The 14,936-nt window shown below is 53.5% G+C and carries 15 protein-coding genes; 3 read left to right on the top strand and 12 right to left on the bottom strand.

Going from position 1 to position 14,936, the window contains the following annotated elements; all coding sequences use genetic code 11:
- Window positions 1–295: 295 nt before the first annotated feature.
- A complete protein-coding gene (locus DYU11_RS18630) occupies window positions 296–748 on the top strand; it encodes a hypothetical protein (protein WP_119669214.1) in 453 nt (150 codons plus the stop codon).
- 20 nt (window positions 749–768) lie between these two features.
- Window positions 769–1,269 carry a hypothetical protein gene (locus DYU11_RS18635; RefSeq protein ID WP_119669215.1) on the top strand — a complete coding sequence of 167 codons (501 nt, stop codon included), beginning with the start codon at window positions 769–771 and terminating at the stop codon, window positions 1,267–1,269.
- Between the two features lie 329 nt (window positions 1,270–1,598).
- On the opposite strand, the gene sucC is transcribed toward DYU11_RS18635, so the two are convergent.
- The gene (sucC, locus tag DYU11_RS18640) at window positions 1,599–2,822 is read right to left on the bottom strand and encodes an ADP-forming succinate--CoA ligase subunit beta (protein WP_119669216.1); all 1,224 of its coding nucleotides are present in this window, start codon (window positions 2,820–2,822) and stop codon (window positions 1,599–1,601) included.
- Window positions 2,823–3,020: 198 nt separating this feature from the next.
- On the opposite strand from sucC, the gene DYU11_RS18645 reads away from it, so the two are divergent.
- Window positions 3,021–3,677 (top strand): ABC transporter ATP-binding protein, encoded by a 657-nt coding sequence (locus tag DYU11_RS18645; protein WP_119669217.1) that lies wholly within the window; start codon window positions 3,021–3,023, stop codon window positions 3,675–3,677.
- Between the two features lie 4 nt (window positions 3,678–3,681).
- On the opposite strand, the gene DYU11_RS18650 is transcribed toward DYU11_RS18645, so the two are convergent.
- The 11 genes from DYU11_RS18650 to DYU11_RS18700 form a co-directional block, all read right to left on the bottom strand.
- Window positions 3,682–4,797 (bottom strand): ABC transporter permease, encoded by a 1,116-nt coding sequence (locus DYU11_RS18650; RefSeq protein ID WP_119669218.1) that lies wholly within the window; start codon window positions 4,795–4,797, stop codon window positions 3,682–3,684.
- A gap of 1 nt (window position 4,798) precedes the next feature.
- A complete protein-coding gene (locus tag DYU11_RS18655) occupies window positions 4,799–5,908 on the bottom strand; it encodes an ABC transporter permease (RefSeq protein ID WP_119669219.1) in 1,110 nt (369 codons plus the stop codon).
- Window positions 5,909–5,990: 82 nt separating this feature from the next.
- A complete protein-coding gene (locus DYU11_RS18660; protein WP_119669220.1) occupies window positions 5,991–7,712 on the bottom strand; it encodes an FAD-dependent monooxygenase in 1,722 nt (573 codons plus the stop codon).
- A gap of 32 nt (window positions 7,713–7,744) precedes the next feature.
- Window positions 7,745–8,479, bottom strand: coding sequence for an ABC transporter ATP-binding protein (locus DYU11_RS18665; protein ID WP_119669221.1), 735 nt, complete (start codon window positions 8,477–8,479; stop codon window positions 7,745–7,747).
- Window positions 8,472–9,380: an ABC transporter ATP-binding protein gene (locus tag DYU11_RS18670; protein WP_119669222.1), complete on the bottom strand. Its 909-nt coding sequence runs from the start codon at window positions 9,378–9,380 to the stop codon at window positions 8,472–8,474. Before DYU11_RS18670 ends, DYU11_RS18665 begins: the two co-directional genes overlap by 8 nt.
- A gap of 25 nt (window positions 9,381–9,405) precedes the next feature.
- A complete protein-coding gene (locus DYU11_RS18675) occupies window positions 9,406–10,341 on the bottom strand; it encodes an HlyD family secretion protein (RefSeq protein ID WP_119669223.1) in 936 nt (311 codons plus the stop codon).
- A gap of 3 nt (window positions 10,342–10,344) precedes the next feature.
- A complete protein-coding gene (locus DYU11_RS18680; protein WP_119669224.1) occupies window positions 10,345–11,610 on the bottom strand; it encodes a TolC family protein in 1,266 nt (421 codons plus the stop codon).
- A 51-nt stretch (window positions 11,611–11,661) separates the two neighbouring features.
- Window positions 11,662–12,273, bottom strand: a complete 612-nt coding sequence (locus tag DYU11_RS18685) for a TetR/AcrR family transcriptional regulator (RefSeq protein WP_119669225.1) — start codon at window positions 12,271–12,273, stop codon at window positions 11,662–11,664.
- A gap of 96 nt (window positions 12,274–12,369) precedes the next feature.
- On the bottom strand, window positions 12,370–13,140 hold the full coding sequence (locus DYU11_RS18690; protein ID WP_119669226.1) for a LytR/AlgR family response regulator transcription factor: 771 nt from the start codon (window positions 13,138–13,140) through the stop codon (window positions 12,370–12,372).
- Window positions 13,137–14,267: a sensor histidine kinase gene (locus DYU11_RS18695; RefSeq protein ID WP_119669227.1), complete on the bottom strand. Its 1,131-nt coding sequence runs from the start codon at window positions 14,265–14,267 to the stop codon at window positions 13,137–13,139. Before DYU11_RS18695 ends, DYU11_RS18690 begins: the two co-directional genes overlap by 4 nt.
- On the bottom strand, window positions 14,233–14,919 hold the full coding sequence (locus tag DYU11_RS18700) for an ABC transporter ATP-binding protein (protein ID WP_119669228.1): 687 nt from the start codon (window positions 14,917–14,919) through the stop codon (window positions 14,233–14,235). The genes DYU11_RS18695 and DYU11_RS18700 overlap by 35 nt, the downstream gene beginning before the upstream one ends.
- Between the last annotated feature and the right edge of the window lie 17 nt (window positions 14,920–14,936).

Below are 14,936 nucleotides of genomic sequence, written 5' to 3' on the forward strand. Positions count from 1 at the left end.
GCCAGTTTAAGTCATTGATTAAGCGGATCCGCAAGTTGGTTCATAATGAGTTATTACTTAGTTTTACATTAATAAGTAACAAATCTACCCTCTGGACGGTGTTTTACCTGACGCCTGTTTTGTTTATCGACATAAGCTACTCATTAGCTTTTTCAACGTAGTAAATTTCTGATGAAGGGGGGGATTTGCTTGCTTTCAGTCGATTGGCTGAAATAAACCGCAAGGGCTAATTGAAAAACAAACCAGTTAAGTATATAGTCTAAATTTACCAGCGTTACAGAGAACTTGTCGCAGTATGAATGAATGGGAACGACCCGGCGGACGAGTAGCATCACAGGCGATTGCAAAACCTGCTGAGCAGCTCGCGCTTTATGATCGCTACGGCTCAATGGCCTACGGAATTATCCTTCAGATACTTCCTCAGGCTCAGCAAGCGCAGGAGGTATTGGTCGATATGTTTTCGTCGCCGGAATTGCAGCAGTATGTGAATTATCCCGGCAATACGGCCGTGGCCATTGTTCGGTTGGCCCGGGCGAAAGCGCTGGAAGCCAAAGCCCGGCTGCAGGGACCTCTTCCGCAGCCGATAGAGCCCGGAACGGCCGCAAAAGGAAGTTTGCCGGAGGTGGTGTTTGAACTGGCATTCCGTCAGAGTTGTTCTATTGATACGATCGCCGAAAAGCTTCAATTACAGAAGGCCGATGTGCTGAAAGCGATTCACGATTACTTTGTATCTTTTCGTCAGGCGTAACCGTAAAACCGTAACCACTTTTGAAAACAGAGGACTATATATCGAGTGGCCTGCTGGAGGCTTATGTGCTGGGGTTGGTTTCTGACCAGGACAAGCGGGAGGTGGAGCACATGGTGGCTACGCATCCGGAAATTGGCCTGTATCTCGACAAACTGGAAGTTAAACTGGAAAGTCAGTTTCTGCAGGGCGCTGTTCCGCCCCCACCGGCTCTGCGCGAACGGATTGAGTTGCGGGCTACTCAACAGGAGGTAAAACCTTACGAAGCGCCCTACCAGCATCAATATCAACCGACCGACGAACCGGCTGCCGACCGCTCCGGTTACGTTGATGTACAGGTCAGCAATACCCACATTCAGGTGCACAAATACTGGCGCCCTGCTTTCATCGCCGTATTTATTCTGTCAAAGATATTTCTCGTGTTTGGGCTGTATTACTATTTCAAAGCACAAACGCAGGAACAGGAGATCAACCGGTTGACTAAACAGGTTCACCAAACAGCACCCCGGGCAGGGACGCCGTAATGAGCATAAACCAACAAAAAAGGAGCGTTCTGCAACGCTCCTTTTTTGTTTTCGATCAACTTGAGCCGGACTGAAAATACTCCCGACTAATGATAGTTAACCCCCAGGCCCTGCCAGATAAGCGTACCAGCTTATGCCGGTTTGGTTGGGGCGAGGTTCCGGAGTGTAAGGTTATTACAAACGCCGTACGGCGAAGTAGCGGAAGAAACACAGCGATGTTGAGGTAACTCAACATGAAAAAAGCAGGAAGCCGCGTGCAGGACTAGCTGACGCGGCTTCTTGGTGACTGGCTATCGACTGTGCCGACGGCGGAAAGTGATTGCGTTCTGTTACAGGCCCATTTCCTGAACAACATTCCGCACTTTTTCAGCGGCTTCTTTTAACTCAACCGCCGACTGTACTTTCAGGCCGGACTCGTCGATGATCTTGGCGCCTTCGGCTGCGTTGGTACCCTGCAAACGCACAATGATTGGTACCGGAATGTCGCCGATGGCTTTGTAGGCCTCTACCACACCCGTTGCAACGCGGTCGCAGCGAACGATACCACCGAAAATATTGATCAGGATAGCTTTTACGTTCGGGTCTTTCAGGATGATCCGGAAGCCGGCTTCTACCGTCTTGGCATTGGCACCACCGCCTACGTCGAGGAAGTTGGCCGGCTCGCCACCCGACAGTTTGATGATGTCCATCGTTGCCATAGCCAGGCCTGCACCGTTTACCATACAGCCCACGTTGCCATCCAGCTTAACGTAGTTGAGGTCGTTGGCCGATGCTTCGACTTCGAGGGGGTCTTCCTCCGTGATGTCGCGCAGATTGGCCAGGTCAGGATGGCGGTACAGCGCGTTGTCGTCGAGGTTTACCTTCGCGTCAACGGCCAGAATTTTGTTATCCGAGGTTTTCAGTACGGGGTTGATTTCGAACATCGATGCGTCGGTATCAACGTACGCCTTGTACAGAGCCGTCACGAATTTTACCATCTCTTTGAAGGCTTCACCTTCCAGACCCAGGCCAAACGCAATTTTGCGGGCCTGGAACGGCTGGAGACCAACGGCCGGATCGATCCACTCCTTTACGATCTTCTCGGGCGTGCTGGCTGCTACTTCTTCAATGTCCATACCGCCCTCGGTGCTGGCCATGATTACGTTGCAGGCCTTGCTCCGGTCGAGCAGGATACTGATGTACATCTCTTTCGGCTCAGAAGCACCGGGGTAGAACACATCCTGAGCGACGAGCACCTTGTTGACTTTCTTGCCTTCGGGACCAGTCTGGTGGGTAACCAGTACGTTACCAATGAGGTTTTTAGCAATGTCGCGTACTTCGTCGACCGATTTGGCGACGGCCACACCCCGCTGCTCCATACCGCGAATGCGGCCCTTACCGCGACCACCGGCGTGAATCTGTGACTTCACGACGACGTACTTGGAACCGGACTGCGCCATAATCTGCTTGGCGGCTTCGACGGCTTTCTCGGGCGATTCGGCCACAATGCCTTCCTGAATACGGACGCCGTAGCGTTTGAGGATGTCTTTCCCCTGGTACTCGTGTATATTCATGACAACTGCAACAAGGATTGTTGGAAATCGTATTTTTGCGAGGCAAGTTAGCCAGAAAAACGAGTTTTCCGTTTACGGGCTTACGGTTTTCGGTTCAGAGCTCCCGGTTGCCAGGTAGGGTAGAATCATCCACCAGAGGAATCAACCGCCGACTGTCCCGGGCCGAAAACCGTAAGCCGAAACCCATACGCTTAGCAAATGCCCCTTCTCCAAACCACCGACATACGCCGGTCATACGGCAGCTTACCCGTTCTAAAAGGCATTAACCTGGCCATTGAGCCGGGCGAAGTAGTATCGATCGTTGGGGCCTCGGGGGCCGGCAAAACCACCCTCCTGCACATCCTGGGTACGTTGGATCGGCCCGATTCCGGCGACTTGACCATTGATGGCGAGAACGTATCCAGGCTGAACGATCGGCAACTGGCCCGGTTTCGCAATGAGCGCATCGGATTCGTCTTTCAGTTTAATAACCTGTTGCCCGAATTTTCGGCGCTCGAGAATGTTTGTCTGCCGGGTTTTATTGCCGGAAAAGACGAAAAAGAGGTTCGGCAGCGGGCGCAGTCGCTGCTGGATACGCTCGGTCTGCGCGACCGGCTCAACCACCTGCCTTCTCAACTGTCGGGAGGGGAACAGCAGCGAACGGCCGTGGCCCGGGCGCTGATCAATCAACCCGCTATCGTTTTCGCCGACGAACCCAGCGGAAACCTCGACTCGCGCAACGCCGAGGACCTGCACCAGTTGTTTTTCCGGCTTCGCTCGGACCTGGGGCAAACCTTCATTATCGTAACCCACAACGAAGCACTGGCCGGTATGGCCGACCGGACACTCACGATCCGCGATGGGCTGATTGAATAACCGCTCATACCGTTTTGCGGTAGCGCCATGACGCCAGTCCAATCAGCGAGCTGGCTATGATGAGCAGGGCGAAAAACTGCGTCTGCACATCCCGGAACGAGCTGCCCTTCAGCATGACGTTGCGGCCTACTTCGATGATATACCGAAGTGGGTTGACAAGATTCACGTACTGTGCCCACTGCGGCATGTTTTCGGTTGATGAGAACAGACCGCTCAGCAGAATAAACAGCACCAGGCAGAAAAACACGGCGAACATGGCCTGTTGCTGCGTGTCCGAAATGGCCGAGATCAGCAGGCCAAGTCCTACACAAAGCAGCAGAAACAGAAAGGCAAAACCGTACATCAGCATAATGCTGCCTTCGGCCGGAATCCTGAACAGGAAAATACCAACCAGCAGTCCCATTGTAAACTGAACCAGCCCAATCAGGACAAAGGGTGTTAGTTTGCCGAGGATAAACTCGTGCTTTTTGATGGGCGTTACGTTCAGCTGTTCCTGCGTGCCGATTTCCTTCTCGCGCACAATGTTCAAGGCGGCAATCATTCCGCCAACCAGAATCAGTAACTCGAACAGAATACCCGGCACCATAAAGGTTTTGTACTCGAGTCGGGGGTTGTACCAGTATTGGTTCTCAACGTTGAGTACAGGCCGGCTGCCGGGTTCGATACTGACGATTTCGGCGCGGATGTCGTCGTTAAAATTGCGGATAATAGTTTGCGCATAGCCGGTTGCAATGCCTGCCTTTGAGCCATCGATAGCGCTGACCAGCAGTTGCAGCGACGCCCCATTTTGTTTGCCAAGGTCTCGCTCAAAATGGGGTGGAATCACCAAAACAAGGTCAGCTCGCCCTGCTAACAACTCCCGGTACGCCGACTTGTAGGCCGGGAGGTACCCTAAAAACTGGAAATTATCGATGTAGCGAAACTTGCCGGTCAGCCGTTGAGCGTAGGTGGTGTGGTCGCCATCGACGACGGCTATAGTCAGGTTTTTGACCTCGAAGTTGGCCGCGTACGTGAGCAGAATAAGTTGCAGGACAGGTGCCGCAATCATCATCCGGAGCAGGACGCTATTGCGGAAAATCTGCTTGAATTCTTTTTCGATGAGAAATAAGGTGCGGTTCATGTCAGCTGAGTCTTGATTTCAGATTGCGTAAACTGATGGCCGTAAATACACCCGACATGCCGATGAGTACCAGCGTTTCTTTCCACAAATTGCCCAACCCGACGCCCTTGATCATGATGCCTTTCACGATTGAAATGAAGTACTTCGCCGGAATTACGTTAGAAATAATTTGCAGTGGCGCGGGCATGCTTTCGATGGGGAAAATGAAGCCCGACAGGAAGATGGTTGGCATGAGCATAATCAGCAGCGACGCAAACATGGCCACCAGTTGCGTGTCGGCAATGGTGGAGATGAGGATGCCGATGGAGAGAGCGAGAAAGATAAACAGCAGCGTTTCGACCAGCAGTAATGCCAGGCTCCCGTTAAGGGGAATTCCCAGCAGAAACACGCCCAGTGCAATAATCAGGCAGCCGTTCAGGAACGAAAGCAACAAATACGGCAGCACTTTACCGAACAGAATTTGCGGCTGAGTCAGGGGCGATACCATCAGCACCTCCATGGTGCCAGTTTCTTTCTCGCGGGCAATGGTGACCGACGTCATCAGGGCCGACACCAGCAACAGGACCATGGCCATTACACCGGGTACGAACACAAAGGCACCTTTCAGTTCTGGGTTGAACACCATCCGTGGCTCTACGTTAATCTGGGCGACAGGCTGGCTGCCACTTGGATTCTGTTCGTTAGCGTAGCCCTGAATAATGTTTGTGGCGTAGTTAGTCAGGCTGATGGCGGTGTTCTGCTCCGACGCGTCGGCCAGTAGCTGTACCTGAGCCTGCTGACCATGTACGTAGTCGTTGCTGAAGTTGGGCGGAAAGACCACCACCAGCCTGACTTCACCCCGCCGGAACGTAGCTTCAATACCCTCGTATGAGCGCACATTCTCCACCAATCTGAAATAGCCCGACGATAACAGCCGGTTCGTAATCTGCTGGCTGTGCAGACCATGATCGAAGTCGAGCAGGGCGATTTTGGCGTTCTTGATTTCGTTCGTCAGCGCAAAGCCGAACAGCGCGACCATCACCAGCGGCATGCCAAACAGAATCAGCAGCGTTCGCCGGTCGCGCAGAATGTGGAAGAACTCCTTTTTGACAAAAGCGAGGAATCGGTTCATATTTTTAGGGGGCAAGGAGAGGAAGAAGGGGAGTAGAACAAATTATTTGTCCTTTACTCCCTTTCTCCTTACTTCCTTCTTTTCAGGCAATCGCTTCAATTCGATCACCCAATGCGAAGATGTGATTCAGGTACTCGCTGAAATCGTCGGACATAACCGGCTGACTTCGGTAGCCAATAAACCCGTCGGGCCGGATCAGGTACAGGCATTCGTGTCTGGCTCCGTAGCGGTCGTGTAACTGGCCCACCGTGTCGATGAGCAGCTTGGAATCATTCAGCGATGCTTCGGGCTGGTGTCGTAATACGAGCAGCGGTCGCAGCCAGTCGCCATGCTGTTTGGTGAGTTGCATAGCGTATTGGTACAGTCGCGTATACCGTTCCAGACTAAGATGGTCGCCCCCGAACAGTAGCAGCCGATGCCGGAAATCGCCCGCCAGGTGAGTAAGCAACCGTTGAGGTGGTTGTCCATTGGCCGAGATACCCGTAGCATCCGGGGCCCGAACGCCGGGTGCCGGACCACCCGCAAAGGCCAGATCGTCGGCCGGATTAGGGTGCAGAATGCCATGGACGATGTTGCTGAAGTACTCGCCCGGCGTTTGGGTGCGCTGCCGAAGAATTGGGTTGGATGCATACGCTCGTGTGGCACCCGAGAAAAGCTCACGCAGCACCGGCTGGGCCGCATCGAGATTGGTAACGAACCCCATGACGCTGTTCCGGGCGGCCAACAGCATCGGGTGCGACCAGAACAGCACTTTACTCATCAGGGCCGTATCGTTCAGTACGTCGGCAATCAGCGGACCACGTTCCGCTTGATAGGTGTCCAACAGGTCCTGTCCCGCCTTCCCCTGAAGGTGGTAGGCCAGTTTCCAGGCCAGATTCAGGGCATCCTGCATGCCTTCGTTCATACCCTGACCACCCATTGGACTGTGGATATGGGCCGCATCGCCCGCTAGAAGTACGCGTCCATGCCGAAACTGACTCACCATGCGGGTGCTGATGCGAAACGAGGAAGTCCAGCGGGGTGAGTGTATCCAGCATTTAATACCGTGTTTGTCGGCCGTTAGTTGTAGCTGCTTCACAATGTCGTCGGGGCTAGCCTCCGGAGAGAAGCCGTCGGGCGCAATGGAGGCTACTTTCCAATAGCCATCGGCTAGTTGGCCAAACAGTAGCAGCGGGTCGAGAAACAGATGCAGGTCTCCATTGAGCGGTTCATCGGCAAAGTCAATCGATACGTCGGCGAGTACAAATTGGCTGGGGTTCGACTGACCGTCGAACTGGGCGTTTAGCTGGCGCCGGACTGTGCTTCGGCCGCCATCGCAGGCCACCATAAACCGAGCCTGCACCGTCTCGATCTCGCCATTGGGCCGTTGCAGGCGGACGTTCACGTGGTCGTCGTCCTGCGTGAAGTCGAGAAACGCGAGTGGTCGCTCAACCTGGCCGCCGTGCCGTTCAAGGTTCTGCGCAAGCAGTTGCTCGACGTGGCCTTGTTGCAGAATGATTGGGTTCGGGTGCGATAGGCCCGTTTCCCGAAAATCAATTTTGCCTAGAACACGCCCCTCCGCGTACAGGGTAGCTGCCAGTAGTGGACGAGCGAGGGCAAAGGCCTCTTCGGCAAAACCGAGCTGTTCAAAGAGTTCCTGCGTCCGAATGTGAACGCCCTCCGCCCGCGACTCAACCACTGGCCGCGGAGGCACCTGGTCGATAAGGCGATAGCGTACGCCGTGGCGGTGCAATAGGTTGGCCAGCGTAAGTCCGACTGGTCCGGCACCCACCACTAATACCTCTGTTTGCGCTGTAGTGTCCATACTTGATTGGCTTTTTAGCGTTGATTAATGTGTCATTTTGTTGATGTACCGCGTGCCAGAATCTGAAAAACACCGTCCATCGAATCAACGTCGAATGAGCGTTTCAGCTGGTTGGGTGTATCGAGCGCTTTGATGCGACCGTCGACCATGATTGACACGCGGTTGCAGTATTCGGCCTCGTCCATGTAGTGGGTCGTTACGAAAATGGTAGTACCCCGGTCGGCGGCTTCGTAGATCATATCCCAGAACTGCCGACGCGTAATTGGGTCGACGCCACCCGTTGGCTCGTCCAGAAACACAATCTTTGGATTATGTATTAGCGCTACCGAAAAGGCCAGCCGCTGTTTCCAGCCAAGGGGCAGGTCAACGACCAGTTTGTCGGCTACGCTGCCCAGGTTCAGTTGCTCAATAATCTGCTGGGATTTGGCTTTCAGATCGGCACGGCTCAGTCCGTAAATACCGCCATAAAAGCGGATATTTTCCCGAACGGTCAAGTCTTCGTAAAGCGAGAACCGCTGGCTCATGTAGCCAATGACCTGCTTGATCTGTTCGGTCTGGCGGTATACGTCGAATCCGGCAATCCGGGCCTCGCCCGACGATGGTTTCAGTAAACCGCACAGCATCCGAATCGCCGTGGTTTTTCCGGCTCCGTTGGCCCCCAGAAACCCAAAGATTTCGCCCTGCGCAACCTCGAACGTGATCTCGTTGGTAGCCACAAAATTGCCGAAGCGTTTGGTTAATTTATTAGTGACGACGGCCTTATCCATGTTGCATCAGTGCCATAAAACTATCTTCGATACCCGCCTGAATTGGTTTTACCTCACTGTGCTGATGTTGATGCATTATGAGGTAGCGATTAACGGTTTCGGGCGTGACACCCGCGTGGGTGGTCAGGTGCAGGTATTCGCCGAACGCGTAACAGGTTTCCGTGAACGGAGCCCGCCGTAAGTCCTGAATCAGCTGGTACGTTTCAGTGGCTTTGACAGCGAACAGCGGTTTATCGAACAACTGCTCGACGCCCGTTGGCGTGTCAATCGCCAGAATCTGGCCGGTTTGCATCAGCGCAATCCGGTCGCACTGGTTAGCCTCGTCCATGTAGGGGGTTGAAACAAGCATCGTCAGCCCGTGTATCTTGAGTCGTTGCAGCATCTCCCAGAACTCCTTCCGCGATACGGCATCGACACCCGTGGTCGGCTCGTCCAGAAACAGCACGTCGGGTTTATGAATCAGGGCGCAGCACAACGCCAGCTTCTGCTTCATACCACCCGATAACGCCCCTGCCCGGCGGTTTTTGAACGGTTCCAGCTGCACGTAGATATCACGAATCAGGTTGTAGTTAGCGGAAATGGTTGTGCCGAAAACCGTCGCGAAAAAAGTCAGGTTTTCCTCAACGCTCAGGTCCGGGTAGAGAGAGAACCGGCCCGGCATATAACCAATCATTGTCCGCAGTCGGCGGTAATCCTTCACCACGTCGAAACCCGCTACGGTCGCCTGGCCCGCGTCCGGACGAAGCAGCGTGACGAGTATCTTGAACAGGGTCGTTTTACCGGCACCATCCGGCCCGATCAGCCCGAACAGTTCGCCGGTTTTCACGGACATCGATACGTCGTTCACCGCTTTGGTTTCGCCAAACGATTTTGATATACGCTCAATGACAATCGCATCCATACGCGTTGTTGGACAGTAGTGATGATTATTTCCACCGTACTTCGCCGGGCATGCCAATCTTGAGCGCCCCGTCGTTTCTGACGCGGATCTTCATGGCATAGACCAGATTGACACGTTCGTCTTTCGTCTGGATAACCTTCGGCGTAAACTCCGCCTTGCTCGAAATCCAGGTGACGGTGCCTTCGTAGGGCTTCAGCTGGCCGTTGGGTGCATCAACGTACACCTTCACTTTCTGGCCTGTTTTTACATTCACCAACTGATCGCCACCTACATAAGCCCGGAGCGTGATGTTGTCCAGGGCGGCTACCTTGTAGAGCGGCTTTCCGTAGCTGACCACTTCACCCGGCTCGGCATATTTCACCGTCACGGTCCCGCCAATCGGGTTCACGACCGATGATTTCTGAATCTGATCGTCGATCTGTTTTACCTGCTGAACCAGCGGAGCCGTTTCGGCCACCGTACCGCTGCGTTGCGTACCCAGCGCCGATGCCTGAGCCGCCCGCTGTTTCTGAATCAGGGCAATCTGCCGTTCGATAACAGCCATTTGCGCCACAATGTCGTCGAGTTGTTTGGTCGGCGCGGCCCCGGCAGCAATCAGGTTCTGCGACCGTTCCTTTTCTCGTTCGAGGGTACGTAGCTGTTGCTGCTGAACGGCAATCTGCTGTTCGTAGGCAGCCAGCTGAGCAGCTACATCCGGCGTTCGGCTGCGAACGGCCTGCTCGCTGGCGACGAGCTGCGCTTTCCGAAGCTGGAGTTGGGTCGTTTCAATCTGCCCAACGGTCTGCCCGGCTTTCAGGGGCTGGCCTTCTTCCACGGCAAACTGCTGGAGCGCACCTGTGGCTTCGGCGGAGACAATGGTTTCAACGGCCTCAAAATTGCCGTACGCGTCGGCCTTGTCGTCGTCAGACTGGCAGGCCATTTGTACCAGACTACAGAGCAGCGGGATAAGGAGTCGTTTCATAGCTTAATTGCCGGTTAATGTTTGGTATTGAATGCGGGCCTGGAGCAGTTGCAGTTCATGGAGTTTCTGGTTCAGCAGGGCCTGGTTTTCGTTATTCAGTTCGGTCGTATAGTCGCGGGCGGCAATCACGCCGTTATCGAGCTGGACGGCCGCGGCCTGTCTGACTCGGGAACGCAGGGCAACGATAGCCGCATCCTGATCGAGCTGGCTCTGGAGCCGGTCGATGTCGGTTTGCTGTTGCCGGAGTTGCAAGGCCAGGTTTTTCTCAAACGTAGCTTGCTGTACATCAATCGTTTGCTGGTTGAGCCGGAGCGTTTGCCGTTCGTTGCCGAGGGTGTAGGCGGCCGATAGATTCCAGTTCAACCGTAGGCCGCCGATGAAGAAGCCTTTGAACGTATTGTCCAGAAAATTCAGGGCCGGTCGACCAAAACCACCCTGGGCAAACAGGCTGAAGCGCGGTTTCAGGCGATTGTCGGCCAGACGTAGCTGGGCGTCGTAAAGCGACCGCTGCGATTGGTATAAAGCTAGCTCGGGGCGGTTCAGGGGCAGATTGGCGACGGGTTGCACTGGGGGCTCGGCTACTACCAGTTCGGTACTATCCGTAATGGTCAGATTCGTCAGAATTTGAAGGGCGTCGCGCAGGCCCCGACGGGTAGCAGTCAGGTCGGCGAGTCGCTGCTGGGCGCGGAGCACCTCGGCCTGTAACCCGTCGACGTTCATCTGGGCCGCCGTGCCAAATCGGACACTGGCCTGTAGCTTCTCAATCCGGTTGCGGAGGTCGGTCATCAGCGTCTGCGTAAGCCGCAGGTTTTCGTCGGTGAGCAGGGCGGTCAGGAAAAAGCCATTGACCTGATCCTTCAGCCGGTTCAGTTCCACTTCGATCTGCTGCTGGGCAGCGACCGTGCCGGCACGCTGCACATCGGTCTGGAGCCGGGTCAGGTTGCCGTCGTATAGCAGATAACTGGCATCGAGCGTCAGTTTATACTGGTCCTTGCTCAACACCGGAACCGCTACGTTAGGCAGTTCAATCGGCAGACGGGTAACGTCCGATTGCCACGAAGCCTGCCCGTTGACGGCTACCTGCGGCAACTGACGATTGGTGTTCAGCGTAGCAATCGCCAGGTTCTTAGTTTGCTCCAGAATGGCTGACTGTCGCAACAAAGGGTAGTTGGCTCGGGCAGCTTCGTAGCATTGCCGGAGCGTTAGGGTGGGTTGCCCGGCAAGTGGTAGCCCAAGCAGCCAGAGGAATCCTGTTACGTAAGCTTTCATAGTCTCCAAACATGTGTTCTAAACATCTGTTTAATAAACGGGTAAAAAAATTTAAGTCTGTCGCAGATACGCCATAATCATTTCCGGAACGATCTGCTTGCGGGTTTCCATAAATTGCCTGAAACCGGCTTCATCAAACGCGCCAACGTACGATACGATTGGCTTTGCCATCACCGGAAAAATGACACTGCTCATGATTGTAATGATTACCTGCAACGGTTCCACAGTCCGGATGGTGCCTTTTTCGGCTTCTTCAAGGAGTTGTTTTCTAAAGAATGAGTTCTCAATAATACCTTTGATATTCAGTTCTTTAAAGATGGGCACTCCTTCCTGCCGCTGTTCAGACAGCACAAACATTGGTAGCAATGGATTTTCCAGAATAAAGTCAGTATACCGGTCGATGATCTTCCAGATTTTTACTTCCAGCGGGGTTTGTTCATTGAGCATCATCACCATACGGCCCAGGAATTCACGAAACGTATCGATATATATGCTTTTGAATAACAGCTCTTTGCTACGGAAGTAATAGTTAACCATAGCCAGGTTTACGCCGGCTTCGTCGGCGATCTGCCGAATCTTGGCTCCTTCGTATCCCTGCTCCAGGAATATTTTCCGGGCGGCATTCTTAATCTTCTGTTCAGTATCCTGTACGTCCTCTGCCATGTTGCTGATAACTACTGCAAAGGTAAGGATGTTTGCGTCAATTAAACAAGTGTTTAGTTTCTGTTTGTCAAAATTTCTTTGACAATCCGGCTGACTTTAACTCTGCTCAAACCACTTTCGGAAAGCGGGAGCCTTGTCTTTGCTGATGGTGATTTCCAGCGAGGTGGGCTGGCGAAGGGTAAGCAATAGTTTGCCACTGTAGTGTGGCTGATAACCGGTGATGGCTTCCAGATGGACGAGGTACTGGCGATTGGCCCGGAAAAAAGCGGCCGGATCTACCAGGTCTTCCAGTTCGTCCAGCGTAACGTAGTCTGTAATCAGTTTCTGGCCGGTCAGCGTATGTAGATAAATCACCTCGTCGCGGCAGAAGCAGGCCACCTGCTCCTGCGGCACCGATACGATCTGGCGAAGGTAGTGGGCCGTAAACCGACGTTTGTAGGTTTTTTGGGTAGAATGGCCGGTCATATCAGTCAGAAATGCCCGGAACTGCTGCTGAAAATTATCGCCGTCGGGCTGCCACCGGTGAAATTTGGCGAGGGCCGTCTGCATGTCGTCAGGATCGATGGGTTTGAGCAGGTAGTCCAGGCTATTGAGCTTAAACGCCCGAATGGCATACTCGTCGTAGGCCGTCGTAAAAATAATAGGGCAGGAAACGTCCAGCCGACCGAATACGTCGAAACTAACCCCATCGGAGAGTTGAATATCGGAGATGATGAGATCGGGCCGCGGATTATTCTGCAGGTAATCCGCAACCTGCTCCACGCTGGGGAGCGGCCCGGCGATAGTTGCCTGCGGTTCAAGCTGGCGGACCAGTTTTTCCAGTTGACGGGCAACCACCGGCTCGTCTTCGATTAGCAGAATGGTCATACGATTGGCGTTGGCTTGGCAGCATTCGATCCGGACAGCCGGGTTACATCCATCGACAGCAGCGGAATCCGGACGGAAAACAACTGCTGGGTTTCGGCAATGGTAACTGGGAGCGGACTTAGATATTGATACAGCATTTTGAGGTTATTCAGGCCCTGTCCGTTCGACGTAGCGACCTGCCGCTTCCGCTGCACCGGATTTGCTACGGTCAGGAATCCCTCGGCCGCAGTGATGCTGATCGTGAGTGGGTTGGCTTCGTTGATGGTGTTATGCTTGATGGCATTTTCGATCAGTACCTGGAGGGTAACCGGTACAATGGCCTGCTCCAGGGCATCGTCGGCAATCAGCACCGTAACCTCCAGCGCGCCGTCGTAGCGGGTTTTGAGCAGCGATACGTAATTTTTGATAAACGTCAGTTCCGTTTCGAGCGGTACCAGTTCCTTTTCTTTATGCTGAAGTACGTACCGAAATACGCGTGATAACTGTTGCAGAAACTTACGGGCCAGCGCCGGATCTTCGTCGATCAGGCCATCGAGCGACGACAGGCTGTTGAACAGAAAATGCGGATTGAGCTGGTTTTTTAAATTTTCATACTGGGCATTGAGCCGTTGTTTTTGCAGTACGGCTTTCTCTTTCTCCCACTTTTCTTTCTCGACAAGGTTGTTTTTCCACTTCTCGAAGAAGTAAAAGCCAAAATAGGCCGTGTTGACGGACACAACTATAAAAATGTTTAGCCCAAACGACGCTACCTTGATGGCGTTGGCGAACTGAATTGGGAAGTATTCGCTGTAATAGCGCTCAACGTAAATGGTTACACTCGTCTGAATGACAATCAATACGATCAGGCAGGTACCGGTCTGAACGAAGAATCGCCTTAATACGCCTTTCTCAAACGGCAATCGGTGGTTTAGGTAGGCATTGAAGGCGTTGACGCTTTCCCACATGATGATTACGAACGCGAAGCTGATAGTTGAAATAAACAGGCGTTCATCACCATCAAATTGCGGGAAATACAGGAATATGAGCCCGTAGCGGATCAGGCTCATCAGGAGCGCGGCAGCGTACACATACCGACGCGGAGGGCGCAGGAATCTACGGATTTTTGTGTTCAGAGATAATGCTGCCATCGCTCATTTCAATAATACGGTCGGTGCCGGCGGCAAAGTCAGGATCGTGCGTAACGGCAATGATGGTCTGTCCTTTATCCGCCAGCTCGTGGAAAATTTCGAATACGTTTTCGGTGTTGGCTTTATCCAGGTTGCCGGTCGGTTCGTCACCCATGATAATCGTCGGGTCGTTGATCAGCGCCCGGGCAATGGCGACTCGCTGCTGCTGCCCACCCGAGAGCTTGCTGGCTGGTTTGCGGGCGTGTTCGGCCATGCCGATCAGCCGAAGTTTTTCCATCGCCCGGTCTTCTACCTCTTTTTCCGGATACTTCCCCAGTTTTAGCCCCGGCAGCATCACGTTTTGCAGCGTGGTAAACTCCGGCAGCAGGAAGTGAAACTGAAACACAAAACCCAGATGTTCATTGCGGAAGTGGGCAAGAAAGTCCTGATTGCGGCCTTTCAGCGTAACCCCCGCCATTTCGATAGCGCCTTCGTAGTCCGTATCCATCGTCGAGAGCAGATACAACAGCGTCGATTTGCCGCAGCCCGATTTTCCTACAATGGACAGAAATTCACCTTTCTGTACCTCGAAGGTAATGTCTTTCAGGACCTGAAACGTCTCTGGGTCGTAAAAGTATTTATTAACGTGTTGGGCTTTTAGAACAGTGCTCATTGGGTTAAGAATTGTCT

Origin of the sequence: Fibrisoma montanum (assembly GCF_003583365.1) — a bacterium.
Classification (GTDB): domain Bacteria; phylum Bacteroidota; class Bacteroidia; order Cytophagales; family Spirosomataceae; genus Fibrisoma; species Fibrisoma montanum.

Bases quoted from the DNA above. Each gene is read 5' to 3' on its own strand.
- DYU11_RS18700 (WP_119669228.1), bottom strand. From the start codon at position 14,919: ATGAGCACTGTTCTAAAAGCCCAACACGTTAATAAATACTTTTACGAC.
- DYU11_RS18665 (WP_119669221.1), bottom strand. From the start codon at position 8,479: ATGGATAAGGCCGTCGTCACTAATAAATTAACCAAACGCTTCGGCAAT.
- DYU11_RS18660 (WP_119669220.1), bottom strand. From the start codon at position 7,712: ATGGACACTACAGCGCAAACAGAGGTATTAGTGGTGGGTGCCGGACCA.
- DYU11_RS18630 (WP_119669214.1), top strand. From the start codon at position 296: ATGAATGAATGGGAACGACCCGGCGGACGAGTAGCATCACAGGCGATT.
- DYU11_RS18680 (WP_119669224.1), bottom strand. From the start codon at position 11,610: ATGAAAGCTTACGTAACAGGATTCCTCTGGCTGCTTGGGCTACCACTT.
- DYU11_RS18650 (WP_119669218.1), bottom strand. From the start codon at position 4,797: ATGAACCGCACCTTATTTCTCATCGAAAAAGAATTCAAGCAGATTTTC.
- DYU11_RS18695 (WP_119669227.1), bottom strand. From the start codon at position 14,267: ATGGCAGCATTATCTCTGAACACAAAAATCCGTAGATTCCTGCGCCCT.
- DYU11_RS18675 (WP_119669223.1), bottom strand. From the start codon at position 10,341: ATGAAACGACTCCTTATCCCGCTGCTCTGTAGTCTGGTACAAATGGCC.
- DYU11_RS18685 (WP_119669225.1), bottom strand. From the start codon at position 12,273: ATGGCAGAGGACGTACAGGATACTGAACAGAAGATTAAGAATGCCGCC.
- sucC (WP_119669216.1), bottom strand. From the start codon at position 2,822: ATGAATATACACGAGTACCAGGGGAAAGACATCCTCAAACGCTACGGC.
- DYU11_RS18670 (WP_119669222.1), bottom strand. From the start codon at position 9,380: ATGGATGCGATTGTCATTGAGCGTATATCAAAATCGTTTGGCGAAACC.
- DYU11_RS18645 (WP_119669217.1), top strand. From the start codon at position 3,021: ATGCCCCTTCTCCAAACCACCGACATACGCCGGTCATACGGCAGCTTA.
- DYU11_RS18690 (WP_119669226.1), bottom strand. From the start codon at position 13,140: ATGACCATTCTGCTAATCGAAGACGAGCCGGTGGTTGCCCGTCAACTG.
- DYU11_RS18655 (WP_119669219.1), bottom strand. From the start codon at position 5,908: ATGAACCGATTCCTCGCTTTTGTCAAAAAGGAGTTCTTCCACATTCTG.